The sequence below is a fragment of the Exilibacterium tricleocarpae genome (assembly GCF_007004655.1).
GTDB classification, from domain to species: domain Bacteria; phylum Pseudomonadota; class Gammaproteobacteria; order Pseudomonadales; family Cellvibrionaceae; genus Exilibacterium; species Exilibacterium tricleocarpae.
Genome location: NZ_ML660101.1, coordinates 64,221 through 90,669 on the forward strand (window position 1 = coordinate 64,221; position 26,449 = coordinate 90,669).

Annotated in this window: 21 protein-coding genes; 13 read left to right on the forward strand and 8 right to left on the reverse strand. The window is 57.3% G+C overall.

The annotated features are described in order from the left end of the window. Positions 1 to 217 precede the first annotated feature (217 nt). Positions 218 to 2,725: a discoidin domain-containing protein gene (locus FKG94_RS20545; RefSeq protein ID WP_142928822.1), complete on the reverse strand. Its 2,508-nt coding sequence runs from the start codon at positions 2,723 to 2,725 to the stop codon at positions 218 to 220. Continuing rightward, positions 2,706 to 4,994: a TonB-dependent siderophore receptor gene (locus tag FKG94_RS20550; protein WP_142928823.1), complete on the reverse strand. Its 2,289-nt coding sequence runs from the start codon at positions 4,992 to 4,994 to the stop codon at positions 2,706 to 2,708. Before FKG94_RS20550 ends, FKG94_RS20545 begins: the two co-directional genes overlap by 20 nt. A gap of 313 nt (positions 4,995 to 5,307) precedes the next feature. On the opposite strand from FKG94_RS20550, the gene FKG94_RS20555 reads away from it, so the two are divergent. The 7 genes from FKG94_RS20555 to FKG94_RS20585 all read left to right on the forward strand — a co-directional run bounded on the left by FKG94_RS20555 (position 5,308) and on the right by FKG94_RS20585 (position 12,173). Continuing rightward, positions 5,308 to 6,318 (forward strand): LacI family DNA-binding transcriptional regulator, encoded by a 1,011-nt coding sequence (locus FKG94_RS20555; RefSeq protein ID WP_218943590.1) that lies wholly within the window; start codon positions 5,308 to 5,310, stop codon positions 6,316 to 6,318. A gap of 713 nt (positions 6,319 to 7,031) precedes the next feature. Continuing rightward, entirely contained in the window at positions 7,032 to 9,014 is a 1,983-nt protein-coding gene (locus FKG94_RS20560) for a metallophosphoesterase family protein (RefSeq protein WP_142928824.1), read from the forward strand. A gap of 443 nt (positions 9,015 to 9,457) precedes the next feature. Continuing rightward, positions 9,458 to 9,802: a hypothetical protein gene (locus tag FKG94_RS20565; protein WP_142928825.1), complete on the forward strand. Its 345-nt coding sequence runs from the start codon at positions 9,458 to 9,460 to the stop codon at positions 9,800 to 9,802. A 209-nt stretch (positions 9,803 to 10,011) separates the two neighbouring features. Beyond that, on the forward strand, positions 10,012 to 10,242 hold the full coding sequence (locus FKG94_RS20570) for a hypothetical protein (RefSeq protein ID WP_142928826.1): 231 nt from the start codon (positions 10,012 to 10,014) through the stop codon (positions 10,240 to 10,242). A gap of 188 nt (positions 10,243 to 10,430) precedes the next feature. After that, on the forward strand, positions 10,431 to 11,066 hold the full coding sequence (locus tag FKG94_RS20575) for a LysE family translocator (protein WP_142928827.1): 636 nt from the start codon (positions 10,431 to 10,433) through the stop codon (positions 11,064 to 11,066). 158 nt (positions 11,067 to 11,224) lie between these two features. Further along, a complete protein-coding gene (locus tag FKG94_RS20580; protein WP_142928828.1) occupies positions 11,225 to 11,629 on the forward strand; it encodes a GFA family protein in 405 nt (134 codons plus the stop codon). Between the two features lie 40 nt (positions 11,630 to 11,669). Continuing rightward, positions 11,670 to 12,173 (forward strand): hypothetical protein, encoded by a 504-nt coding sequence (locus FKG94_RS20585; protein WP_142928829.1) that lies wholly within the window; start codon positions 11,670 to 11,672, stop codon positions 12,171 to 12,173. A gap of 219 nt (positions 12,174 to 12,392) precedes the next feature. Here FKG94_RS20585 and znuB read toward each other — a convergent pair whose 3' ends face one another. From znuB to FKG94_RS20600, 3 genes are read right to left on the reverse strand one after another with little or no spacing between them, the layout of a single operon-like run. Beyond that, complete coding sequence (gene znuB / locus FKG94_RS20590) at positions 12,393 to 13,178, reverse strand: zinc ABC transporter permease subunit ZnuB (RefSeq protein ID WP_142928830.1); 786 nt, start codon at positions 13,176 to 13,178, stop codon at positions 12,393 to 12,395. Then, on the reverse strand, positions 13,171 to 13,929 hold the full coding sequence (znuC, locus tag FKG94_RS20595; protein WP_142928831.1) for a zinc ABC transporter ATP-binding protein ZnuC: 759 nt from the start codon (positions 13,927 to 13,929) through the stop codon (positions 13,171 to 13,173). The genes znuB and znuC overlap by 8 nt, the downstream gene beginning before the upstream one ends. Next, complete coding sequence (locus FKG94_RS20600; protein WP_142928832.1) at positions 13,922 to 14,428, reverse strand: Fur family transcriptional regulator; 507 nt, start codon at positions 14,426 to 14,428, stop codon at positions 13,922 to 13,924. The genes znuC and FKG94_RS20600 overlap by 8 nt, the downstream gene beginning before the upstream one ends. Positions 14,429 to 14,504: 76 nt before the next feature. Here FKG94_RS20600 and FKG94_RS20605 point away from each other — a divergent pair, with 76 nt between their 5' ends. Beyond that, positions 14,505 to 15,410: a metal ABC transporter solute-binding protein, Zn/Mn family gene (locus FKG94_RS20605; RefSeq protein WP_179957740.1), complete on the forward strand. Its 906-nt coding sequence runs from the start codon at positions 14,505 to 14,507 to the stop codon at positions 15,408 to 15,410. Between the two features lie 92 nt (positions 15,411 to 15,502). On the opposite strand, the gene FKG94_RS20610 is transcribed toward FKG94_RS20605, so the two are convergent. Then, the gene (locus tag FKG94_RS20610) at positions 15,503 to 15,784 is read right to left on the reverse strand and encodes a hypothetical protein (protein WP_142928834.1); all 282 of its coding nucleotides are present in this window, start codon (positions 15,782 to 15,784) and stop codon (positions 15,503 to 15,505) included. Positions 15,785 to 16,246: 462 nt separating this feature from the next. On the opposite strand from FKG94_RS20610, the gene polA reads away from it, so the two are divergent. Further along, positions 16,247 to 18,973 carry a DNA polymerase I gene (polA, locus tag FKG94_RS20615; RefSeq protein WP_142928835.1) on the forward strand — a complete coding sequence of 909 codons (2,727 nt, stop codon included), beginning with the start codon at positions 16,247 to 16,249 and terminating at the stop codon, positions 18,971 to 18,973. A gap of 691 nt (positions 18,974 to 19,664) precedes the next feature. Here the strand turns inward: polA and yihA are convergent. Further along, positions 19,665 to 20,318, reverse strand: a complete 654-nt coding sequence (gene yihA, locus FKG94_RS20620) for a ribosome biogenesis GTP-binding protein YihA/YsxC (protein ID WP_142928836.1) — start codon at positions 20,316 to 20,318, stop codon at positions 19,665 to 19,667. Between the two features lie 204 nt (positions 20,319 to 20,522). Here yihA and FKG94_RS20625 point away from each other — a divergent pair, with 204 nt between their 5' ends. The 3 genes from FKG94_RS20625 (at position 20,523) to FKG94_RS20635 (ending at position 23,835) form a co-directional block, all read left to right on the forward strand. After that, complete coding sequence (locus FKG94_RS20625; RefSeq protein ID WP_142928837.1) at positions 20,523 to 21,167, forward strand: c-type cytochrome; 645 nt, start codon at positions 20,523 to 20,525, stop codon at positions 21,165 to 21,167. A gap of 98 nt (positions 21,168 to 21,265) precedes the next feature. Next, positions 21,266 to 21,898 (forward strand): thiol:disulfide interchange protein DsbA/DsbL, encoded by a 633-nt coding sequence (locus tag FKG94_RS20630; protein ID WP_142928838.1) that lies wholly within the window; start codon positions 21,266 to 21,268, stop codon positions 21,896 to 21,898. A gap of 83 nt (positions 21,899 to 21,981) precedes the next feature. Continuing rightward, positions 21,982 to 23,835 carry a GGDEF domain-containing protein gene (locus FKG94_RS20635; protein WP_142928839.1) on the forward strand — a complete coding sequence of 618 codons (1,854 nt, stop codon included), beginning with the start codon at positions 21,982 to 21,984 and terminating at the stop codon, positions 23,833 to 23,835. Positions 23,836 to 23,961: 126 nt separating this feature from the next. Here the strand turns inward: FKG94_RS20635 and FKG94_RS20640 are convergent, their stop codons facing one another. After that, entirely contained in the window at positions 23,962 to 24,336 is a 375-nt protein-coding gene (locus tag FKG94_RS20640) for a response regulator (protein WP_142928840.1), read from the reverse strand. 265 nt (positions 24,337 to 24,601) lie between these two features. Here FKG94_RS20640 and FKG94_RS20645 point away from each other — a divergent pair, with 265 nt between their 5' ends. Further along, positions 24,602 to 26,377, forward strand: a complete 1,776-nt coding sequence (locus FKG94_RS20645) for an ATP-binding response regulator (RefSeq protein WP_142928841.1) — start codon at positions 24,602 to 24,604, stop codon at positions 26,375 to 26,377. Positions 26,378 to 26,449: the final 72 nt, after the last annotated feature.

Below are 26,449 nucleotides of genomic sequence, written 5' to 3' on the forward strand. Positions count from 1 at the left end.
TTTTTGAGGGATTAGTTTGTTGAATCGCTCACCCAACGCTGCCGAAGGTTCTGGTCGTCGCATCGGTTAACTCTCCGGGATCGGTGTGGTGGTCACTTTGGTGCAGGCGTAAGGGGCAGCCGTGCCTGGCCTTATTGGTGACCGCGCAGCCAATCGGTGCGCAGGGGAGTACCAGTCGGCTCTGACACCACTGCGGGTGCCAAAGAAGCAGTTCGAACTACTCTAGAACCAGTTTGCGAGTAGCCAGGGGCTGCGGGCGTCGTGTCAGCCATATTTCCGGTTTCAAATTTTTTACGCGACCATTCGCCAGCAGGAAAACGTCCAGTCGTTTAGTTGCCCAGGAGCGATCCAATGGAATGTAGTAAGTGTAATTGCCGGTAACGGGCTTTATCTGAAGTTCCCAGGTGTTGGCGGGATAGGCCGGTGCCCGGTCCGCCGCTCCGACTGCCCGACCGTCAACCCGCATCCCGGCATAAACGCTTTCATTGCCGACTTCCCCCGGTACCGTCACGGCGAGGTAAGCGGCCGGCGCGATTTCATTTAACACGATGGTCTTGTGCCACGCCTGCGAAAAATCCATGTTTTGAAAATGGCCAAACAAATTGGACGCCCGCCAATGACTGCGAGGCAGGACTCGATTGTTGCGCACGGCGCTGACTTCGGATAACCAGGCCGGCGCTTCCGCCATGCGCAGGTAGCGAACGGGGAAACCCTTCGACGGCATGGCTATCTTCATGGTGGGAGCGGCAACAAAACGCACCTCGGTCCAGCTCTTTAGATCTTCGGATACTTCTGCAATGATACCCTCGCCAACTTTCAAGGGTTGTATCGAGGCTTCGTCACGGCTTTCGAGAATCAGGGAATCGATATTTTCTACCGTGCCCATATCCAGACGCAACGCACCGCCGTTCACTGTTGCATCGGGGTCGACATTCCATAGGTAGGACCAGCGCTGCATGCGGAAAAACGCAGTCCGGGAATCGCCGTCGAACAGGTTGCGATCCCAGACGCCTCGCTTGATAAACGTCGGCTGTTGGAAAAATGCCTCTCTGGCGGCGTTTACCGCCGCTATATTACTGGGGCCGGATCGCTGCAGCGCACGGACTTCCAGCGCATTGTTGTCACTGGAGAAGACACTGGTTTCATACAGCGACTCGGCATCCGCAGGGAGGGCAGTACGCCGGAGGCGGCCGAGACGGCGGTGGGTGGCTTCGTTTAGGGTGGTGCCCGGAAAAACCACTTCCCTCTCGTTCCCCTGCAACAGCTCGCCGGCATCGAGGCCGTCGAGCTGCGCCGATTTGAAACCACGGGTCCCGGTGAGCGAGACTCTGGCAACTTCACCGGGATTACCGGTCAGTAAAATTTCCACCGGTTGGCCGCTTACATGCTTTACCACGTCGTAGTCTGTACCGAGAACCGCCAAGTCCCGGTTTGTCGTCACCCGCACCAAAGCGCTGCGAAAGGGCGCAACAGTAACGGGGACTTTCGCACCGTAAGAAAATTCCCCGACCACCCGTTCGCCCGGGTGCAGCCGGCGCACCTCATAGCTCGATGCCGGCGCCGGCCGCTCCAAACCGATTTCGTCGGACAGCCTGAGTGTGTAGGTAACCGGTTGCCAGGAAAGATTGCGCAGGGTCAGCAGACGCGTCTGCCCATCGCCCCGGGCCACCGCAAAGGGACCGTAGCGGCGCTGCGGCAGGACTTTCCCGTGCACCAGTATGTCGCGGTACTTTCTTGCCAGGTTAAAGAGACGGGCAAGTTTCGGGTACTCGTCATCCCTTAACAACCAGGGGTTGCAGTAAATCTGTGGTGACAAGATAAGTGCGCGATTGAACGCCTGCAGCACCAGTTCGTCGTCCCAATAGTCGAGAGATGCCGAGAAGCAGACGCCGTGATCCTCGGTGAGCCGCGACAGGTTTGGGGGTAACCCGCGTGCCAGAGCGGCGGCACGATGGTGGGGCGCCGGCTGCTGGTTGGCCAGATGCACATCGATATAGGTTTCCTGCCCTTCCCAGAGAAAGGTGGTGGCATGAGGTGTCCCGACTTCGCCGAGGTTTAAACGGTGATTCAGCAGAATAAGGTCGGGGGCGACCTGGCGACACAGTGTCATCATACGTGCAAACGCCTGTTGTTTTTCATCCCGCAATTGTCCTGCCACGGAATCGAATTTAAACAGCGCAAAATTGTAGCGGTCACACAGCTCCACCATCATTCGAATACGCTCGTGTTCTTGTGCAGGCGTGTTGCCAAAACCGTCGGGGCCGCCCCAGACCCCGAGACGAATGCCCAGTTCCTTCGCCTTTCGATAGACGGGGTCAAAGCCGTTTGGGAAGTGCTGTCGAAACCTCTCCGAGGCCGTCGAGCCGTACCAGCGTTTGCCGTCGATAGTGCCGGCATCGAAGGCGTAGATATCCAGTTGCAGTCCATATTCCTGTTTTAGCCAGGCGAAAAAAGCCAGGTTTTCCAGGGTCTGGGCTGCAGTTGCACCCTCGTTGGTATTGTTAATCCAGGAAAAATATTGAGCTTTCGCCGGTGTCTGCTCGCCGGCACCGGCGTAGACCGGCGCCGCGCTCGCAGCCCCGACCGTGTTGTCTGCGACTTCTGTCTCTGTCGCTTTGGCTATTGCGGGTAAAGCGGCGCCCAGGTACAGACCTGCCAGAACGCCGCGCGACCACATCTTGCCAGGTTTACTGCGAGCGCGCACCTCAGAGCGCACTGAAGTCATAGCCGATACTGAGACGCAGAGAGCGGCCTAAAATCGGTCGGCCGTTGGGCGAGGCCGGGTTGCGGGGATCGCCCTCGGTGATACCGTCGGAATCGCTGACGTTGTCCATATGGAGTTGGAAAAAGATACCGGATTCAGCTTGTAACTGTAAACCTAAATCATACTTCTCGTAACTCGGCAAGTCGACTTCATTGTCCAGGTCCCCGAAGCGATCATCGACAAAGGTTGCTGCGGCGTAGAGCGTTCCGTTAAATTCACCGACGGTAAAGTCGTAGCTCGGCTCCAGGCGAAACTGAAAGTCGGGTTGGCGCAACACGGTATTGCCGACATTCGAGGCTATGGTCGATTCGGTGACCTCGGTATCCTGCACCACGCCGCTCAGTGTCACTCTCACCGGACCGAACTCCGTCACGGCATCAATTTCCAGGCCCATCGCCTCGGTTTCGAAGGCCGATGCCGTCGCATTGCCGCCGACAACACTGTCGAACGAATCGTTGGTGTTAAAAAATGCGGTGGCGAACACATCGAACCTTTCAGAGCCGTACTTGACGCCGAGTTCGTACTGGTCGATATCGTTGACTTCCAATTGATTTTCACGAACATTGTCAAAGCTCGGAAACAGGAAACCTTTTGAGTAGCGTGCAAATATACCGGTGTTGTCGTTGACATCCCAGTTGACACCGGCCGTATACGCGATTTGGTCATCCTCGATCTTGGTGTTTATATCGCGGGTACCGTCCGGGAAGCCCTCGCCATCGTTGCTGGTGTCTGCTGAGTAGGTGATCTCGATTTCCTCCCAGCGGATGCCGAGGTCCACGCGCCAGTCGTCGTTGACCTGCCAGGAGTCCGCCAGGTAGAACGCGGTGGTGCGGGCGTCGCCAACGGCGGCTAGACCGAATCCGAAACCGGCATCGCCGCCGGCTGCGGCGATATCGTCGGGCGTTATGGCAGGATCGAGAAAGTCACCGTTTGCCGTGTTGTGTACCGCTACCGGGTTACCCAGGGACCAGAAGTCGTCGACGGAAAAGTCTGACTGGTACAGGCCGAAAGTGACATCATGCTGATCTGCAAAGGTTTTGCTCAGGCTCAAGTCGTTGACGAACGACCTGATCTCCTTGAGGACCACCCAGTGGCCATAGGTTTGAACAAAGTCGTCGTCCGCCAGGGTTTCGCCGCCCTGAGTGGTGACCGGCCCGGCGATTTGGGCGCTCAGTGCCGAAGCCCGGATGGCGCTGCCGGCCGGTACGAAACCGAATGTATTGGCGTCGCCGGTGGTGAGGCCGAGCCGGTCGCGCAATACCCAGCCGTCGCCGAACTCAAACTCGATATCGGCACCGGAGACCGAACCGTCCCAGCCGCGACCGCGGGCAAAATCAAAAACCCGGGTATCGCCGTTGGCGTTTATCTGAATTTCCCGCTGGCGGGTGGCGTTGCCGAGCTGTGAAAACTCGCCTTCGTCGAGACCGGCGTTCAGCGAAAACGGCAGGTACCACTGGCCGTGGTCGTCAGTGACGCGGGTAAATACGTTGATCACGCCACGGTCGAATTCCCGGGTCAGGTTGATAGTGAACTGCTCGCCTTTTTCAGAGGTAAACTCAGCGTCGCGAATACCGGGTGACTGCTGCACATAGCCGCCGATCATATAATAAGTATCCTCGGCGAGCTTGCCGCTCAGCACGCCATCGAAGCGCCGTAAATCATAGTCGGATGTCGTGTACTTGATGCGCCCCTCGGTTTCCTCACCGCCTCGCTTTAGATTGAAGTTTACCGTAAGGCCCGGCTCTCCCTTGCCGAACACCGCGCCGGGTCCGCCGCGCAGGCCTTCAACAGATGCAATGGTCTCGTCGATACGGAAAATGGACGACTGCTCAAAGAACGACAGCGACTCGGTGCCGTAAATTGGCGCGCCGTTGATGGTGAGGGTGACAAACGGGGCATCGCCGCCGCCGGGCAGGCCGCGCACATCAATGTTGGCGCCGGCCACACCACCGGAACTCTCGGCCCAGACGCCGGGTATCGACTTGAACAGGTCGGCGGTGCTCTTCGGTGCAAAGCGTTCGATTTGTTCGGGGTTCAGGGTACTCACGGCGAAAGAGACATCCTGCTTGTTAATGCCTGCACCGCCGGCGGTTCCCACCACGATCACTTCGTCGATGGTCTCGTTCGAGCCACTTTGCTGGGCAATGGCTGCGGCCAGGGGGTTGAGGGTTGCAAGGGTCAATAGGCAGGTTACTGCGCTGTGTCTGGTGGGGGTGATGGGGGCTTTCACTGGTTTCTCTCCTCTCTACTCGCCTACTTTGATGGGCTTGGTATCAGGCTGACCGGCTCGGTTCCGGGCGAGGCCGTTAGATTATGGATGGCACAAAAACCGTCTTTTTATCGAGTCTAATACACGCTGAAATGCATTTCAATGGTATATTGAAATGCATTTCAGTGGTCTTTTACAAGCTTTTTCTGTTGTATTGTTGCAAGGAATGATTTGTACGCCAGGCCGGAAGTGTAATTCGGCCTCCAACGCCAGATGGCCGTTACAACGGCTGCGATCGAAGCTACACTGTCGCCAGATCGAGCAGGAGCAAACAGTGTCACTCAAGCAAACCATCACCATGGGCGATATCGCCGCCCTCGCCAAGGTCTCCAAACCGACCGTGTCCAGGGCTCTCAACGACAGCCCGCTGGTGAACCCCGAGACTAAAAAGCATGTGTTGTCTATCGCGCGCCAGTATGGTTACGCCGTCAACCGCAATGCCCAGAAATTGCGCCACAAAAACACCGATACCATCGGCGTGTCGATAGATTTTGGCTCGCATCGTGAGAACCATATTTCCGATCCCTTTATTCTGGAGTTGCTGGCGGGGGTCTCGGAGGCGCTGGGTAACCTGAACCAGGATTTACTGCTCTGTGCGCCAAGGCATAACGACACCGACTCGCTGTACCATATCTATTCGTCCCGCGGCGCTGATGGTTTTATTTTTCTCGGCCAGGGGCACCGGATGGATATGCTCGATGAATTTGCCTCCACCGGCGCCCCGTTTGTGGTGTGGGGCGCGCCGACAAAAAATACCGACTATTGTGTGGTCGGCAGTGACAACCTGGCCGGCGGACAGATGGCGGGCCGTTATTTTCTGGAACGGGGAAGACGCAATTTTCTCTTTATCGGGGATATATCCCACAGCGAAATTTATTGGCGTTACAAGGGATTGCAGCAAGCTGTCGAGGAGAGTGGAGCGCCGGTTGCGCTCAACCATATCGCGTTGAACAACTTTTCCTATGAATCCGCTTTCGATGCCGCCGATGGCTACCTCAACACCGCCGACTCGCGACCGGATGCGGTATTGGCTTACAGCGACACGGCGGCAATGGCCTTTATTCGCCTGCTGGCCGATCGGGGGCTGAAAGTACCCGAAGATGTTTCCGTGGTGGGTTACAACGATATCCCCGCGGCCAGTTACTTCAGCCCCCGCATTACCACTGTTCGACAGGACACTTATCAGGCCGGCAAGCTGCTGGTGAGCAAACTCATGCAGATTTTGGACAATGAGAATCCAAAATCCGGGACCATTAAGACAGAGCTGATTGTCAGGGATACCTGAGTGTCTGTGTTTTCCGAAACAGATGAAACAGATGGGACGCCTGCAACTTAGCAACTTAGTGGGTGCATTCCAGTTCTGGCTTGTTATCGAGTAAGCTAATTTTTAGTCGCTTAAGTTGCTAAGTTGCTAAGTTGCTAAGTTGCAGGCGTCCCGAATGGCACTGCCTTAAGCAACTATGTGCCAATTGACCGGTCTGGCCCTGGCTGAAGCCTTCAGAAACACGTTGTGAACCCGTCCCTGGGAACTTCACGACAGCATCCCTGCTGTCGAGAGTTTCTGAAGGCTTCAGCCAGGGCCAGACCTCCCTCCAGTACGCTTAACCGTGTCCGATGAGCCTGGAGCGGCGATCGACAAACTGAGGCAAGTACGCTTAAGGCAGTGCCATTCCAGGCGTCCCCAATGGCATGGAAAGGCCTCTTGGGCTGCTGCGAAAGTTGCTCCACTGACCGGCACTATCCTTCATTTCCCGCTCTGGTGCTCTCGCTTGCTGTCTCCAGGGGAGTTTGATGTCTACGCCTTTGAGTGATTGACCATTAATGTAGACTATCTCCGATATCTATTGTTGCGATCAATTTTGTTTTAAACCAATATGCATATTTGAAATATAAAATTAATAAAATCTTAACTAAAACTATATTCATAGTTAATAAGACACCCTGAATAATAGTTGGCGCGCCAATAAACCTCTGAGTTTTATACGAGAAGCCAACGCTATGAAAACCAACTACTGCCATCTGATTATCTACCGAACGCTGCTTGTCCTGGCGGCCGCCGTCCTGCTAAGCGCGTGCAATTCAAGTGATAAGGGCAATACGCGGCAGGCACCGGCGCCGACAGACCCGGGGGCTTCAAACCCCCCCGTCGCCACTTTTACTGTGGGCCTGCTGCCGGATACACAGGGGGGTACCGATACTGATGGGCAGGCACATGTATCCATGCACCCGATGTCCGAGTTGTTGAAGCACCAGGCCGAAGCCGGCGTGGATATGGTGCTGGCCCTCGGCGATCTGACCGATAAAGGTTCGACGGTTGAATTTGCCGAGTGGCGCTCGGTAGCCGATCAATACGCAGAAAGCGGTATCGAGTTTTTGCCGGTGATGGGCAATCATGAAACCAGCTACGCCTATACCTATGAGTGGATTAAAAATATGCGGGATTTCATTCCAGAGGATGCCACGCATATGCCCGGCTATGAGTGGGTAAACTACTATGTGGTGCGCGAAAATGTGCTGATAGTCGGCCTGGCCTACTATAATCTGCCGGTGGCGTTTGAGTGGATCAAAGATGTAGTGGCGCTGCATGAAGAAAAAGTCGAGCATATTGTCGTTGCCAGTCACGACGGTTTGATCGGGGCAAAATACGGGCAGACCCGCGAGCAAATTGTCGACGGCACCAAAGACGACAGTCGGGTCTCAGACGTTCAACCTAAAATCCGCGAGTTTTTTGCCGCACGCGATGTGATCTATGTGCAGGGGCATGAACATCAATATCAGCGCTCGCTGATAAGTGCCAAAACCGCTTTGACCACCTATCCGTCGGGCCATACCCCCCAGGGCGGCAACTACCGCATGGATGTCTATACCCAGATTATGGCCGGCAATGCGTCCTACAAAGGTTATGAGTTTCGCTATGGTGAGCGCGACCTGGTGCAGCTTATTGTCGCGCAGAAGAATGCGACCAAAAGCAACGGTTCGACGCATTACGACGTAAACTCTTCGCTGTTGAGGTTTACCGGCAAACGGGTAGATTATGAGTCTTATTTTTCCGAGCATACGGCGTCCAGTAACGCCCCTGAGGAAGCGTTTGCGGCCGACTGGAAGCTGCTGGACAAGTTCTCCCGCACCACCGATCGCTGTGATACGGTGGTGTACGCCAATTCCATTCTGCCGGAGACCCGTCCGGTCATGGTGTTGCAGCCGGAATATATCACTAACGACTGCCTGGGCGCAGACGGCTCCTATGCCAGCCTGGCGGGCGGCATGAACAATACATTCAACCGCACAGATACGCGCACGCGGGATATGGGTTATCTTCCGGGCTTCAGTCGCGCCGAGACGCTTAACGATCTGGTGCGCCTGAATTATCAGTGGCTCTATCAGCTGCATCAGCGCTGGTCCCCCAATTTGAACAGCGCCGCCCGGGTCGTGCCCGACTATCCCACCGATATCCTGGTCGTGCCCGAAACCACCGTCGATTTAAAGGAGCATGTGACTCTGAGTTGGTTGCCAAAACAGGCTACGGCCTCAGATATTCTTATTGTCAGCGGCACCCAGAATCAGACCGGCATCTATCAGGATGACTACGGTGTGCCCAAAGATATTGAGACTGATTCCGGTTTGGCCCTGTCGCAGTCCGACGGCACTGAAAAGCAACCGGTCGCGCTGCCGGAAACGGCGACTAAAACTTGGGATATCAGCAATGCCGTAGCAGATGCTTACGCGCTTGTTTTTACCGGCCCTGAAAGTCTGGACAGCGCTACGGTAACGCTTGCGCAAAAGGACGGTGACCAGTGGCAACCCCTTTCCCCCGCTGATTGTATTGTGGACGCGCCCTGGTCGAAAGCGTTTCTGGAGACCTCGCCGGCGCGCGCAGCGGGTTGTGAAGCGCATCCGCTGGTCGGTCTCGATAAGGCGTTCGGCAATCGCTGGTGGGCAGTTTTGAATCGGGATATAGAGGTGGCGTTGGTTGCTCGCTAAGGCGAGTAGGGGGTTGTCAGGATTCGTCACCACAGCAACTGGGTTGTGGTGACCTGGCCGGTTGCTCGAGGGGCGGTACTGCCTACCGCGAGCAACCACTGAAGTACTACTTCTCTACACTTCCCAAAGTTCCCCAAAACCTGTATAAACAAATACGCTGCAGTGAGAGTCGAATGTGGCGACTGTTTGCAAGATCGATGCGTATGGTGCTGGTTTTATCGAATCGTGTCGATTTTGTCTATATAGCGGTTGCTTGCTGAGTTCTTTGCTGCCATTAGCACAGGGCTTTGTCTAAGGCTTTGATGTAAAGGGAATTTTCTGCTCCTCGCCAAGCTTCCGGCACTATATTCCCGCTGATCTATCGTCCCGTTGATCTATCGAAGTATACGTCTGCTCCAGGCCCTTAGCGTAATTAACAGGTACACGTTTTCGTAGAGGATTCAATGAGAAAAATGATTCTTGTGCTGTCACTGCTTTGGTCCGTCAATGGGATTGCGGCGGGATACACACCTTGGGCAGTTCCCACCCAAATTGAATATGTCCACGGTGGTATTCTGGTGTCGGGCTCATTTGGCGATATTAATGGATGTGGTGAGAGTGATTTGATTTATATCAGTCCCTCCCCCAATGATCCGGAGGTTTTCAGAACCATGACATCGTTGATCCTGGTCGCGTTTACCTCAAAGAAAGAAGTGCGTTTCTTCACTCGTGAATGTATCGGTGTCAATATGCACTGGTCTGGTACGCCGATCAATGCTGCCCATAACAGCGGCTTCTATATCAGGTGAAGTGCCAGTCCAGAGGCAGATCCGTCAATAGGTGCCTGAAGCGAGTGTCACCAGAGTCAGTGCCTGCGAATAAGAACGGTGGGCTTTGAAATTGCCGGCATGCTTCTATGTCTTAGAAAGGTTTGGGCACGATAACCCTGAGAGGAGTGGCGTATTCCCGCCGGTTTCGGTATTGACCATTTTGGCAAATACATAGCGATGAAATGCATATGCACTTATTGATTTTTCTGATACTAGTGCTTCTTGTGATTCTCTTTTTTTCGAGAACGCAATTCTATGATAAAGATAAAGCGCTTGAGCGCAAACTGCTGAAAATGTGCAACGGCGATCGGGCGTTACTGCAAAGGCTACTGGATCATGAGACCAAAGCCAAACCTGGAATCGACAGGCTTGACGCCGTAAGAGCGGCGGTACGCCGCCTGAAAAGGGACAGGAAATAGCCGAGCCGCTTTAGTAGCGCCGGTCCATTAGCTATAGCGCCATTTATGGCTCGCCCAGCTACATCCGGCAGCGATAAAACAACTGCTATGTCATGGCGCGCCTGGACTTGTCTGTCGGTGTAATTCTGTGTTATAGGTTGTGTCGCAGGCTGCGAGCAACTCGTGGTTGTAGTTCGGGAAGTGTCATTATGGATTTCGCACAGATCGCCAGTTTTTCTCTAGTGGCCTTATTGCTCGTCGTATCGCCGGGTCCGAATGGTGTGCTGATTGCAAAAACAGTGCCGACTTCCGGCAGGGCCGCGGGCTTTGCCAACGTAGCCGGCTTTCTCGTCGCCTTTTATATACATGGAGCCTTATCCATACTGGGCCTATCGGTTATCTTGATGCAGTCAGCGCAGGCGTTTTTGCTTGTCAAAATTATCGGCGCGCTCTACTTGATCTGGATTGGTGTCAAGGCTTTGCTAAGCGCCTGGCAGGGCGACAATACGACCAGATCGACTGTGCCGACCAAGCCGAAGAGATCGTTGTCAAAGGCCTTTGTTGAAGGGTTTTTGACGAATGCGCTGAACCCGAAGGTATCCATGTTCTACATGGCTGCTTTCCCTCAGTTTATCCCGGTTGAAGAGGGCGCCATGATGAACGCCCTGCTGTTGGTTTCTATTCACTCGCTGATGAATATGATTTGGTTTGCATCCCTGGTGATACTTTTCTCCCGGCTTGTGGCGACAGTGAGGAGCGGTTGGTTCCAAAGAGTCTTCAAAGGAATTACGGGGGCGATATTTATCGGTTTTGGCGTCAAGCTCGCGACTTTAAAGGCCAACTAACCTGAGGGGCTGTGAATGACCGCGGGCCTCTTTGAAACGTTTTGGTTAGATTGCAATCGGACAAGTGATTGTGTGAGAGTGGAAGTATTGACAGTGTAGCGGGTGCTTGCCCGGGCGAAAGGTTAATATGGATTGGCCACCCTCGAGGAGATTGAACGATGAACTATAAAGGTGGTTGTCTTTGCGGCGCCCTTCGTTACCAGGCTGAGCGAGTTCCGGTGACGACAGGCTATTGTCACTGTTCCCTGTGCCGAAGGTCTACCGGTGCCCCGGTGGTGGCTTTTGCCTCGTTTCCGATAGACGGCTTTACCTATACCCGCGGTACTCCCAGCATCTATCGCTCATCACCGACGGGGCGCCGTGAGTTTTGTAATCAGTGCGGCACGCAGATCGCCTACAGAGACCTCGATGATCCGGAGACGGTGGATGTCAATTCAGGTACCCTCGATAATATTGAGCATGTCGAGCCCACCCATCATATCTTTACGGCGGACGGTGTGAGGTGGCTGAATTTGGGGGATCACCTGCCGAGGTATCCGCAGGGCGAGCCCGGCAAAGACTGATCGATGGTCGGATAAGATCACCGGCGGTGTGCGGTTTGTTATGAGTATAAAAAAAGCGATAGCAGCCTGGGACGGCAAATCGGCGCAGGATATCGGTGCAATCTATCAGAGCTATGGTCGGGCACCCTCGTTTATTCGTGAGGTGCTGCTGCTTCTGGGCGGGGAGTCGTCGCAGCAGGGTGCCAGTTGGTTACTGAAGAGGTTTTTCGAGGATGGTCGGGAGTTAGACGCCGCCACTGTCAATAAAATCTACGGTTTGCTGCCTAAGTTGGTCGACTGGCAGACGAAGCTGCATATTTTGCAGTGCATACCTTATATGCCTATCGAAAAACGCCAAGCCAAGCGATTGCAGCGATTTTTACAGCAGTGCCTGACCGGCGATAACAAGTTCGTCAGGGCCTGGGCGTATAACGGGTTCTATGAACTTGCGGTGCAACACCACGAGTATGAGGCCCAGGCCCGCGAGTTTTTTGCCATGGCTATGAAAGACGAAGCCGCTTCAGTAAAGGCGAGAATCCGCAATCTGCTGAAAAGGGGTTTTTGAAAAGCCGGGTCTCGGCGATCAACAAGCTTGTATCACCGGTGCTAAAGCAAAGACTTACCCCCAGTACTCTTAAGCAAGACCGATACGACTGGAGCGGGGATCGATAAATTGATTTAAGCCTCCTTTAGCGCCAGGAATAGGCACCTGAAGCGAGTGCCATTCACACTTGACTAAACAGTGCCATCGCTAATCCGCAATCACCGAATCAAAACACTATCCCTATGCCGGTTGCCTGCGCAGCAGCGTCAACAGAAACAAGCCGCCGGCACTGAGCACCACCGAGGGGCCCGCCGGGGTATCCCAGTAGAAAGAGGCGGCCAGGCCCGTCATAACGGCGACACAACCCAGCAGGCTGGCGCCAACGGCCATCTGCTCCGGTGTCCGGGTCAGGCGGCGGCTGGCGGCGGCGGGAATAATCAGCAGTGCGGTGATCAACAACACCCCCACTACTTTCATGGCGATAGCGATCACCAGCGCCATCAGCAGCATCAGCGCCGTGCGCACCAGGTTCACAGGAATCCCCTCCACCTGCGCCAGTTCCTCGTGGACGGTAATGGCGAGCAGCGGCCGCCACAACAGGATTAACACCAGCAGTACCAGCGCGCTGACGGTGAAAATGGTGATAACGTCGGCGCGACTGGCGGTCAGCAGATCGCCGAACAAATACGCCATCAGATCGACCCGGGTATCGCCAAACAGACTGACACAGATCAGGCCCAGGGCGAGCGTGGAGTGGGACAGAATACCGAGCAGGGTATCCGTGGCGATAAAACGGTTTTGCTGCAGTAACACCAGGATCAATGCCAGCAACAGGCACACCAGCGCCACGGCGATATTCAAATTGATGGCCAGCAGCAAACCTAACGCGACACCCAGCAGTGCCGAGTGGGCCAGTGTGTCTCCAAAGTAAGCCATGCGCCGCCACACGGCAAAAGATCCCAAGGGGCCGGCCACCAGCGCCACCCCGATACCGGCCAGCAACGCGTACCACAGGAAATCAGGCATGCTCGCGATCTCCGTCGCTCTCGACCACGTCGCCGTGGATATCGTGAGAGTGGTCGTGGTGGTGGGTATACACCGCGATACCGGGCCGCGTATCGCGGCCGAACAATTCGAGATAAGCCGGGTGGCTGGTAACCGCCTCCGGGTGACCCTGGCAGCAGACGTGCTGGTTCAGGCATACCACGGTGTCGGTGGCGGCCATCACCAGGTGCAGATCGTGGGATACCATCAGCACGCCGCATTGCAACTGGTCCCGCAACTGCGACAGGGTGGAATAAAATTCCGCCTGACCGGAGACATCCACGCCCTGCACCGGCTCGTCCAGCACCAGCAACTGGGGCCGGCGCAAAATTGCCCGGGCCAGCAGCACGCGCTGGGTTTCGCCGCCGGACAGGCCGCGCATGGGGCTGTCGAGCAGATGGCCGACGCCCACCTGTTGCAGGGCGGTGTCAATCGCCTTCGAGTCGGCCCGCGCGAGGGCCAAAAACCGTTTTACCGAGAGCGGCAGGCTGGGGTCGATATGGATTTGCTGGGGCATATAACCGATCCGCAACCCGGCCTGACGCCAGACCTCGCCACGCTCGGCCCGGATCAGTCCCAGCACCAGCCGCACCAGTGTGGTTTTTCCGGCACCATTGGGGCCGATCAAAGTGACTATCTCCCCGCGCTTGAGTTGTAAATCCGCGTTCTGCAAAATAGCCCGTCCACTGCGCAGCACCGATACGGCCCTGGCATCCACCAACAGTTCAGGCATCGGCATGCTTCCGGCAAGCGGGGCAGCGCCCGACGATTTCCACCGACTGGCTGCTGATGGCAAATCCGGCGGCCGTAGCTGCAGCCTCTATGGCGGGACTGAGATACTGAGTGGGACACTCGGCGGCGATACCGCAATCCAGACAAATCAGGAAGTAGTTGTGATGGTGATGTCCCGGATCGGGGCAGCCGATATAGGCGTTCAGGGAATCGATGCGATGGATCAAGCGGTGTTCGAGCAGAAATTCCAGGGCCCGATAAACTGTTGGCGGCGCTACCCGCCGAGTGTCAGCAGCGGCGAGCATATCGATCAGGGTGTAGGCCCCCAACGGTTTGTGGCTCTGCCACACCAGGGCCAGTACCTGCCGTCGCAGGGGGGTTAGCTTGACCGCTTTGGCCTGGCAGATTTTGGCGGCGGTGGTGATCGCGCCTTCAATACAGCTTTGGTGATCGTGCCGGCGGCAGGCTAGGGGCAGTGTTTCGGACGGGGTTGCAGACATAGTATAGATGGCTCCGTTTTAGACTATGTTATTATATAACGTTTTTTATTAGGCGATATCCGCTGTGGTGATGTTGATGCGGCAAGTTTTGATTCTTCTGACCTTCTGGACCCTGACGGTGGTCACTGGCGGCGCCCGCGCCGAAATCCCGGGCGATTTGCGGGTCCTGGTTTCCATTCAGCCGCTGGCGGCGCTCACCCGGGCCATCCTCGGTGATCTGGGGCAGGTGGATACCCTCCTGCCGCTGTCGGCTTCTCCCCATCACTTTGCGTTGCGAACCTCCGATCTGCGCCGCCTGCGTCAGGCCCATTTAGTCGTATGGATGGGACCGGCATTGGAGCGGCCGCTGCAGAAACCGCTGGCCGCCCGGGGCAAGGATGTAGTGCTGACCCTCGTCGATCTGGAGGGCCTGCACTGGCCTGCCGTGGCGGCGCGCGGTGGTGGTCACCACAGCGGTGATCGTGACCCGCATATCTGGTTGGCACCGCGCAACGGTATTGTCATCACCGAAGCGATAGCTGCGCACCTGATCCGGTTGCGGCCCGACGCCGAGGCGGCATTGCGGCGTCGGGCCGACGGCCTGATCGATGAGCTGGTTCGCCTTGACCAGCGGGTGCGCGAGCGCTTGGCCGCTGTGCGAGACCGGGGCTTTATTACCTATCACGACGGTTACGGACATTTTGTGCAGGCCTATGATCTGCAACAACTGGGTTATGTCACCAAGGTGCCGGATCGCCGCCCGGGAGCCAGGCATCTGGCTGCCATGGAGCAACTCGCCGCTGGCTGCCTGCTGGTGGACTCCGCCTACCAGCACGGCCACGCCGCCGCCATTGCCGCCCGTTGGGGGTTGGCGCTGGTGCCTTTGGAGCCCTTTGGGCGCGAGCGGGATACCTATCCGCAGTTACTCGATCGGCTGGCGGAAAACTTTTATGTCTGCCTTAACATGGCGTCCAAAACCCCTGATGGGGACGGCAATGGGTAGGAATCAGGTGGGGAAATAAAAAGCCCTGCACTGGTATAAGAAAAAGGGAGGAGAGATTGCCAGTGCAGGGAAGAGCGATGAATCTGTGCAGATTATTTCTGCAGTGAAGTTTCAATCATGGCAGCGATGCGCTGCTCCAGTTGCAAATTCACTTTCAATTGAGACTGTTCTGTCTTCTGGTCTAACTCCTTAATGTTCTGCTTACTTGCGTGTGCATTACTTAGTTGAGCAGCCCAGCTGACGCTGGTACCTGTCTCAGCCACTACCGCGGTCATGGTGGGAACCTCGATGGCTGAATAATGGGTACCAACTTGCTCCGCCATGGCGCTTTGAGCGATCAAGGCTAGAGTGAACAGAAAACCAAGCTTTTTCATAATGCGGCCCTCCGTTTAGGCTGGTTGATCCCGACTTACCGGCCTTGGTACCGGTAAATCTCTTGTTCGTACAGTTTTGGAGTGGGCGATAAAACCCTGTTGAAACTTAACGATTCACAATCTTTGGCAAGTCATTTTGATGCTGTTTGATTGTGTTACGCATGGTAACAACAGTGCCTAGATTACACCAGCTTTTTTTCAGAATTATTGCAAAAAAGGTTTAATTTTCGGCAGTTTAGCCGTTTTTCCTCGAAATCCTTGCGGGAATTGTGAATCGGTTCACAAGGTAACACATGGGTAACATGGGGATAATCGGTAATAACCCCTGGAAATTTCATCTTTGTGAAGAAGTTTCGCTTGGTTATAACCAGGTGATGTCAGTGACGCGCCGGACAGCCGGGCTCACCGTGAATTTGGTGTATGCTTGCGGCTTCGATTTTTTCAGGACGTGTTGCAGGCTCTATGACCCAAAAACAACCCCCACTCGTGCTCGTCGATGGCTCCTCCTATCTCTACCGGGCTTTTCACGCACTGCCGCCGCTGACTAACTCCAAGGGCGCTCCCACCGGTGCGGTGAAGGGCGTGATCAATATGGTCCGGCGCCTGCGCAAGGACTACCCGGACAGCCATGCGGCGGTTATCTTTGATGCCAAAGGCAAGACCTTTCGCGACGATATCTACAGCGATTACAAGGCCAACCGGCCACCCATGCCCGATGACCTGCGCAGTCAGGTGCAACCGATCCACGATATTATCCGCGCGATGGGCCTGCCGTTGCTGATTGTCGAGGGGGTCGAGGCCGACGATGTCATCGGCACCCTCGCCCACAACGCCACGGAGCAGGGGCTGGATGTGCTGGTGTCGACGGGAGACAAGGACATGGCACAGCTGGTCAACCGCCATGTGACCCTGGTTAACACCATGAATGACACCACTCTCGATACCGCGGGGGTGGAGGAAAAATTCGGCATCGCACCGAATCTGATTATCGACTTCCTCGCCCTGATGGGGGACAAGGTAGACAATATTCCCGGCGTACCCGGTGTCGGGGAAAAGACCGCCCTGGCACTGTTGCAGAACCTTGGGGGGCTGGACAGCATTTACAGCAATCTGGAAAAGATCCCCGAGCTGACCTTTCGCGGCGCCAAATCGATGCCGGCCAAGCTCGAGGCCCATCGCGAGCAGGCCTATCTGTCATATCGCCTGGCGACCATCAAAACCGATGTCGACCTGGATGTGGGCCCGGCGGACCTGCGCCAAACGACGCCGCAAAAGCAGCAGTTGCTGGAACTGTTCAAGGAACTGGAGTTCAAGACCTGGATTGCTGAGCTGGAGGATGAAGCCGGCCCCGGCGCCGCCGCGGCGGCGGCCGATACACCGCCCGCCGAGTACGACACCGTGTTGACCGAGGCCGAGCTGGACCGCTGGATCGACACCCTGCGCGAGGCGGAGGTGTTCGCCTTCGACACCGAGACCACCAGTCTCGACTATATGCAGGCGCAAATTGTGGGTGTCTCGTTTGCGGTGGAACCGGGGCGTGCGGCCTATGTGCCCTGTGGCCACGATTACCTGGACGCGCCCGAGCAGCTGAGCCGCGAGCAGGTGCTCGAGAAGCTGCGGCCGCTGTTGGAGGACCCGCAGCAGGCCAAGGTGGGACAGAACCTGAAATACGATCGCAGTGTCCTGGCCAACCACGATGTCGATCTGCGCGGCATCGCATTCGACACCATGCTCGAATCCTACGTGCTCGACAGCACCGCCACCCGTCACGATATGGACAGCCTGGCGTTGAAGTACCTGGATCACCAGACCATCCACTATGAGGACATTGCCGGCAAAGGCGCCAAGCAACTCACCTTCAACCAGATAGCATTGGAACAGGCCGCGCCCTATGCCGCCGAGGACGCCGATATCACCCTGCGTCTGCACCGTACCCTGTGGCCGCAATTAGCGGCGGTGGCGCCACTGAAGCGAGTATTTACTGACATCGAGATTCCACTGGTTCCCGTCCTTTCCAGAATCGAGCGGCGGGGGGCGCTGGTGGATGCCGGCCTGCTGGGTGAACAGAGCCGGCAATTGGGCGCACGCCTGGAGGCGCTGGAGCGGGAGGCCCACGATATGGCCGGCGAGGCGTTCAACCTCAGTTCGCCCAAACAGCTCGGCGCTGTCCTGTTCGAAAAACTCAAGCTGCCGGTGCTCAAAAAGACCCCCAAAGGTGCCCCCTCCACAGCGGAGGAGGTCCTGCAGGAGCTGGCGCTGGATTACCCGTTGCCGAAAGTATTGATGGAGTACCGCGGCCTGTCGAAACTGAAAACCACCTACACCGACAAACTGCCGCTGATGATTAATCCCGCCACCGGCCGTATCCACACCTCATACCACCAGGCGGTAGCGGCCACCGGGCGCCTGTCGTCGACCGACCCCAACCTGCAGAACATCCCCATTCGCACCGAGGAGGGGCGCCGTATCCGGCAGGCGTTTGTGGCGCAGCCGGGGTACAAGATAGTCGCAGCGGATTATTCGCAGATCGAGCTGCGCATCATGGCACACCTGTCGCGGGACGAGGGCCTGTTGGATGCCTTTAGCCAGGGTTTGGACGTGCACCGGGCTACTGCGGCGGAGGTCTTCGGCGTGGTGGTGGATGCGGTGACGGCGGAACAGCGGCGCAGTGCCAAAGCCATAAATTTTGGCCTTATCTACGGCATGTCCGCTTTCGGCCTCGGCCGGCAACTGCATTTGGGGCGCAAGCAGGCGCAGGAATACATCGACCGTTATTTCGAGCGCTATCCGGGGGTGCAGGCTTATATGGATAATATCCGTGCGGCGGCGGCCAGCGACGGTTTTGTCGAAACTCTGATGGGCCGGCGCCTGCATTTACCGGAGATCAACGCCCGCAACGGCATGCGCCGCCAGGCCGCCGAGCGCACTGCTATCAACGCGCCCATGCAGGGCACCGCCGCCGATATCATCAAAACGGCGATGATCGCCGTCGACCAGTGGCTGGAGGGCGGCGCCGCTGACGCCCGCATGATTATGCAGGTACACGATGAACTGGTGCTGGAGGTGGCGGAGGCCGAGGTCGAGGCAGTTTGTGAGGCCGTGTGCTCGCGGATGGCACAGGCCGCCAGTCTGGACATACCGCTGGTGGTGGAAGCCGGCATCGGCGACAACTGGGATCAGGCCCATTGAGCAGTGTCTGCGCTCGGCACGAAAAACTGACGCTTAAAACTACAAAGCATTAAAAAAATATATTTTTAAATGATTTGGAACTTTGCCGGGGAGGCCCAGTCAGAACAATTAACATGTCTTGCTCTCCCTTGAAAATGGCGTAAATCGCCACGCTTAGCTTCTCCAAGCATCAGCAAAGCGGCCCTAACTACTTCTGTTAGGGCTTTTTTTTGCGCCGCGATTGGTGCCGGTTCAGGTCTGAGGAACCCACAGGCGGAACTGACGTCTAACCAAACTGCGGCCCTTAGAGGTGAGCCGCTGACGAACTGACTGACCGGTACTTTGCCCCAAGGGTGCCGGCCTTTGACCCGGTAGTTTCCCCAAGACTGCCGGGTTTTTTTATACACCGGGGTTCCGGTTTTTCCGGGTTTTGCTCGCCATGTTTTGCCTTCCAGTGCTTTGATCAGAGAAGATTTTCACGTCGGCTGCACTGAGGTCTCGATCCGGGGGGGGCGCCTAGCCTATGGCCTTTTGGGACCTTCGCCAGCAGGGATGCTGGCGTAGAGTCTACAGGGATGTATTCACGACGTGTCCCGAAAGGCCATAGGCTAGGCGCCCCCCCCGGATCGAGACCGGGTCAGCTAAGGACACCTAAGCCCGTTTCGGGTGAACATCTTTATTTGTTGAAGCACTAGGTTTCGTCCTCTAGCCCCTACTTCTCTAAGTCGTGCCTTAGCCAGTTTGTAAGTGTTTGCTTCAGGGTGTCGATCCCGGTTTTCTTCAGTGCTGAGAACGTCTGCACACTCACCAGGTCATCGACCCGGGCCTCCTGCAGGTGCCGGCGCACCGCCTGCAGTGTATTGGCGGCGGGGCCTCTTTTCAGCTTGTCCGCCTTGGTGAGCAGAATATGCACCGGCATTTCGCCGGCCACCGCCCAGTTGATCATGGTGGTGTCGAACGCCTGCAGCGGGCGGCGGATATCCATCACCAGTACCAGCCCTCTCAAGCACTTGCGCTGCTGCAGATACTCCGACAGGTCCTGTTCCCAGCGGCGCTTCATCGCCAGTGGCACCTTGGCGTAGCCGTAGCCGGGCAGGTCCACCAGGCGCTGGGTATCGGAGAGTGCAAAAAAATTGAGCAACTGGGTGCGGCCCGGCGTTTTGCTGGTCCGGGCCAGCTTGGTGTTATTGGTCAGGGCATTGATGGCGCTGGATTTGCCGGCGTTGGAGCGGCCGGCAAAGGCGACCTCGGCGCCGGTCTCCGGCGGGCATTTGCGGATGTCGGGTGCACTCAGGGTAAAGCGGGCCCGGTTGAAGTCGATGGCAATGGCCGGGTCGGAGGCGGTGTCAGAGGGGTGGCTGGTCATGGGGTCCGGTAAAAATAGTGTGTTATCAGATCGTTAGTATATAATGTCGCGGCTTTGCCGGTCGCACCCGAATGCCCGCGCGCGACGATTGGGCGGCCCGCGCAATAGCCTGCCATAATTGAAAAACTATCTATCGACTCCAGGTCAGACCCGGCCCGATCGAGAAGCGGGTCTACAAGCTATCAGGTGATTACGGATTAGCCAATGAAAAGAGTATTAAAATACGCGTTGATAAGTTTAAGCCTGGCGGCTTTCGCCCAGGGCGCTGCCGCCGGAGATGCCGCGGCGGGAGAAAGCAAGGCGGGCACCTGTGTCGCCTGTCACGGCAGCGACGGCAACAGCCCCGCGCCCAACTTCCCCAAACTGGCTGGTCTGGGCGAGAAGTACCTGTATAAGCAACTGCGTGATATCAAAAGCGGTGCCCGCCCGGTGGTTGAAATGACGGGGCTGTTGGATAATATGTCCGAGCAGGACCTGCGCGATATCGCGGCTTTTTATGACGGCAACGCCATGCAGTTGGCCGGCGCCAAAGACATCAAGGTGCGGCTGGGTTCCGGTGTCGAGACCGACGGTCTGAAATTGGGCGCTCAGGTCTACCGGGCCGGCAACCTGGAAACCGGCGTGCCCGCCTGTACCGGCTGCCACTCTCCCACCGGTATGGGCAATGACCCGGCCGGCTACCCGCGCCTCGGCGGCCAGTATGCCGACTATATCGCCAAGCAACTGCGCGCCTTTCGCGGTGGCGAGCGCACCAATGACGGCGACCAGCAAACCATGCGCCAGGTCGCAGAACATATGACCGATGCGGAAATAACCGCGGTAGCCAACTATATAGCCGGTCTGAATTGAAACTTTGCCCGCCGTCGGCGGGTCTCTAGTTCTAGCATTGCATCCCCCGGAATTTGAGATAAGCGTTTAAGACAGACTTGTGAACTTGGAGTGAATATATGCGTAGCCTAGTGTTATTGCTCGGTTTTATCGTACCCCTACTCGCCTGTGCCCAGGAGGCTCCCAGCAAGTACCAGGAGGGTAAGCACTATATCGCTATCGATGAGCCGGTGCGGACCACCGATCCCACCAGGATCGAGGTGACCGAGGTGTTCTGGTACGGCTGTAGCCACTGCTTTATGTTTGAACCGAAGTTGAAAGAGTGGCTCAAGACCCAGTCAGACGATGTCAAATTCGTTGCGACGCCGGCTATGTGGAACCGCAATATGGAGGTCCACGCGCGGGCTTTCTATACCGCCAAAGCCCTGGGTGTATTGGACAAGGTGCACGAGCCGCTGTTTCGGGCGCTGAATATTGAGAAGAAAAGACTGCTGAACGCCGATGAAGTCGGCGAGCTGTTTGCCGCGCACGGAGTCGACAGAGAGACATTTGACAAGACATTTGAGTCTTTCGGGGTCAACAGCCAAGTCAAGCAGGCTGTCGCCCGAACTCGCGGCTACCAGATCACCGGCACACCGGAAATGGTGGTCAACGGCCAGTACCGGGTCAGTGCCCGCAATGCCGGCGGCCACGATGAAATGCTGAAAGTCGTTGACTATTTGATCGACAAGTTGCGCGCCCAGCGCAGTTAAACGCCCGCCGGGCCCGCTCGAGGCCCGCTCCAGCTCCCGTTCGCGCCGGTATTGATCATCTGTATCAATACCGGTGTCTATAATTGCCTAAACAGCAGCGCGAGCTTAACCCCATGGCTGAACCCGGTGTCAATCCCTGGCGTGACAAATATCTGCGCGCCCTCGAACAACAGGATCGCTACCAGCAACAGGCTGGCCAGCAGCGCGAGCTGCTGACCCGGGCCCTGGCGCGTGTCAGCCTCAGCGCCGACGGCCTGGATAAAGAGCTGGACCGGGTGTTGAAGGGATTGCGCGATGCGCTGCGCCATCAGGTGCCGCAAGCCCAACTACAGCGGTGTCTGGTGCTGGTGGACGACGGCGTCAAAACCTTCGAAACCCAGCGCCGCCAGCGTACTGTGCAGACGGTCAAAGCGCTGGCCCAACTCAGCAAACAATTACAGGGCCTGGCGCTGCCGGCACCGCTGAAGCGCGAACTCAAACAGTTCAGCGGCGGTCTGAAGGCACGCCTGGGTCACCTGCAGGAACTGCCGCCGGCCCTGCAGCAACTGTCTCGCTTACAGGCCGACGCCCTTGCAGCCCTGACCGCCGCGGCACCGCCGAAACCCGGTCTGTGGCAGCGCCTGCGCAGTAGCGGCCCGGCACCCGTGGTGGAAGCCGATGAAGTCGACGAGGGTGAAGTACTCGAGTCGGCTGCGTCCCCCACCCCCGATCCCGCCGGCGCCGCCGACCCTGGCGTTGTCGGCAGAGTCATCGAAGGAGAGTTCGAAGACTTGCCGGAAAACGACTCGCAAGCCCGGTCGGCCGCCGCCGGCGTTGAGGCCGGCGAGGAAACGCGAGGTGTATTTGAACGCCCTCGACACGAACCCGCCTTCTCGCGCATTTCCGACAGAGTGACTGCCGTATTGACGGAGCTGCTCGACAACGTCGAACCCGTGCCCTGCGTGCAGCAGAAAGTCGCCAATGCCAGGCAGCGCATCGATCGCGGCCTCAATTGGTACGAGTTGGTCCCGACCCTGGAAGACGTGCGGGATCTGGTGATGCAGGCCTATCTCGCCGCCAATCAGACGTTCGAGGACTATCTGCAAGCGCTGGATGCGGACCTGTTGGCGGTCTGTGAGGCCCTGGGCATCGCCGTCGACGCCGAGCAGCGGCTGCACCGGGCTGCCGCCGACCTGCAAGACGATGTGCGCGACCAGGTCGCCACGCTGAGCACCTCGCTGACCCAGGCCGGCGACATGGATGCGCTCAAAGCCCAGGTAAACGCCCATGTGCTGTCGATCCAGGCGGCTCTCGACCAGTTCCAAGCGCGCGAGCAGGACCGCCCGCAGGCGCCGGAGCCGCCGCTGGCGGAGCAGTTGAAGGCGTTGATACAGCGTCTCGAAACCGTGGAGACCCAGGCGCAGCAACACAAACAGGACTTTGAGGAACAGCGCCGCCGGGCGCTGCAGGACCCCCTTACAGAGCTGCCTAACCGTGAAGCCTACAATGAAAGGGCTCATATGGAGTTCCAGCGCTGGCGGCGTTACCGCAATCCCCTGAGTCTGGCAGTATGCGATATCGACCGCTTCAAGGTGATCAACGATACCTATGGTCACCAGGCCGGCGATCGGGTGCTCAAGGTGTTGAGCCGGGCACTGGCCAAGCGGCTGCGCGAAGTCGACTTTATCGCCCGCTACGGCGGTGAGGAGTTTGTGGTGCTGCTGCCGGAGACCGGCGCCGCGGATGCCCACCTGCTGCTGGACAAAATTCGCGCCGCCATTGCCCAGACGCCGTTTCGTTTCAAAGAGCAGCCGGTGGAGGTCACCCTCTCCATAGGGGTGGAAGAATTTCGCGATGACGACAGCGTGGAATCCGTGTTTGCACGGGCCGACCGCCTGCTTTATCGAGCCAAGGAGGAGGGGCGCAATCTGTGCCTGGTGGAAGTGCCGGCGGGTTAGGACGCGTCACGCATTTGGGATACCCAAACCACGCTCCTCGCGCGCATCACCGGATTAGCGCTCTTTCGGCCCAACAGAGCCAGCTGAATGCGTGTCAACAGGCCCTAGTGTCGTCCAGGTGGCGCTCTAACCGGGCTGCTGCAAATGCCGCTCAATGCACGCCAGTAACAGACTCTCATCGAGCGGCTTGGTGAGCAGGTCCGTCACACCGGCGCTCAGGATGGCCTCGTGTTCCCCCTTAATGGCGTGGGCGGTCAGAGCGATAATGGGCAGCTTCTGAAACCCGTCCATGGCGCGGATATGCGTGGTGGCCTGTTTGCCGTCCATGCCCGGCAGCGAAATATCCATCAGGACGATATCGAACGGGGTTTCGAGCAACTTGCGAATGCCCTCCTCGGCACAGGCGGCGGGGGTGACCTGGTAGCCCTCGTCCTCCAGAATCCAGGTAACTAACTGACAATTGTCCGGGTTGTCTTCGACGATAAGTATACTGGCGGTCATGGGTGGGCTGCGCCTGGATGACAAGGATTTTCTCAAGTTTAGGAGGATTTGCGGACTTCTGCCGGGGACTGCCGTGACGGTTCCCCGGCGCTCATCCTAACAGACGCCTATTGTTTGCCGAAAAAAAATCCGGTAAAAAGCGCGTAAGATATAACAAAAAGACCGGATAATCGGGCTTACCGCTGATGCCGCTTTTGCCGGGCCGGGATAATCGGCCAACGGCGCACTTGGAAAGTATTACCTGTTAGGGATAGGACGGAATCAGATGGTATCGCCGCTACTCAACGCACCCGCCACAAGTATCAAGCTCGAGTTGCTGCGCCTGCTGGCCAGGCAGGATGTGCTGGGGCCGATTCCGGTATTTATCTCTATGGGCATTATTGCCGCCTTTGTCGCCGGCAAGCTGTCGCCCTGGTACTGGGGTGCCTGGCTCGCCTGGGTGGCCCTGGTGCTGGTGGGGCGTTCGCTGCTGCTGGCCCGCTTGCCGGAGATGGATTATCTCAGCGAGAAACTGCGACTGCGGATTGCAGTCATGCTGAGCGCCCTCAACGGTGTCTCCCACGGCATCTCACTGCTGTTTTTTCCGCTGCTGACCGATATGCAGCAGGCGGTGGTGTCGATGATATTGATGGGCATCAGTTCTATCTCGGTGGTGACCGCCGCCGGCTATATGCCGATCTCGATTGCCTATATCGCACCGACGCTGATGCCCATGGCGCTGCTGTGGGCCTTTAACCCCAATGTCGAAGGCTGGATCGGCGTCTCCATCGCCGTGATGACTCTGTTTTTCTGTCCGGTAATGGTGGTGTTGGCCGGCAGCAGTTTTAAAATGTTTCAGGAGTCGTTTGAAATCCGTAAACGACAGGTGGCCTTGAATCTGCAACTGCAGGAAGCGCTCGACCAGGCCGAGGCGGCGAGCCGGGCGAAAACGCGATTTCTCGCCTCCGCCAGCCACGATCTGCGCCAGCCCATTCACGCGCTGTCACTGTTTTGCGGCGCCCTGGCTAAACGGCCTCTGGACGACGCCAGTCGCGAAATTGCCAAGCACATGGATATCTCGCTGCAGGCGCTGGCCTCGCAGTTGGACTCGCTGCTGGATATCTCCAAGCTTGATGCCGGTGTGGTACAGGTCAACGACCAGGTCTTTAACCTGCGCCTGCTGGCGGAGCGCCTGCAGGAAGAGTTTATGCCGGCGGCGCGCAGCAAGGGGCTGAGCGTGTGGCTGGATTGTCCGGTCGATGCCCATGTCAAAACCGATGAGGTATTACTTGAACGCATTGCGCGCAACCTGTTGTCAAACGCCATAAAATACACGGAGATCGGCAAGGTGGAGCTGGCGCTGGAAATCGAAGCCGGCAACGCCATCCTGACTATCGCCGATACCGGCCGCGGTATTCCTGAAGCCGAACAGGTACGGGTGTTCGAAGAATTCTACCAGTTGGATAATCCCGAGCGGGATCGCTCCAAGGGCCTGGGGTTGGGGCTGGCGATCGTCAGGCGTCTGGTGGACCTGCTCACTGTGCAGTTCGATATGGAGTCTACCGCCGGCGGCGGCACTGTGATCAGCCTGACCATGCCGGTGGTTGAGCCTGTGTCGTGCCGGAAATCGGAACAAGCCGCTGCGACCTTGAGCTGGGAGCATCTGTGCGCCCTGGTAGTGGACGATGAAGTTGAAGTGGGCCTGGGGATGAAAGCCCTGCTGGAAAGTATGCACTGCCGGGTATTGCTGGCGGACGGCACCGAGGCGGCACTGGCGGCGATAAACCGCGTGCGGCCTGATATCATACTGGTAGATTTTCGCCTGCGCGGCACTGACAACGGCATCACCACCGTGCGTGAAGCTCGCAAGGTGCTGCCGGGTATTCCCGCTATCCTGATCAGCGGAGATACAGCGCCGGACCGGCTCCGCGAAGCGGAGGAGGCGGGCATTGAGTTACTGCATAAGCCGGTGCTGGCCGGTGAACTGGAACAGGCCATCGCCCACGCTTGTGGATTGACTGAGCACGAAAATAGGGTTGTGGCCAAGAGGGAACATAAATAATCCGGGGTTTGGATTGGCCCGATAATGCACCGCGGGTTTCGGGCTGCCGGAACTCAGGTGTTTAATATCACT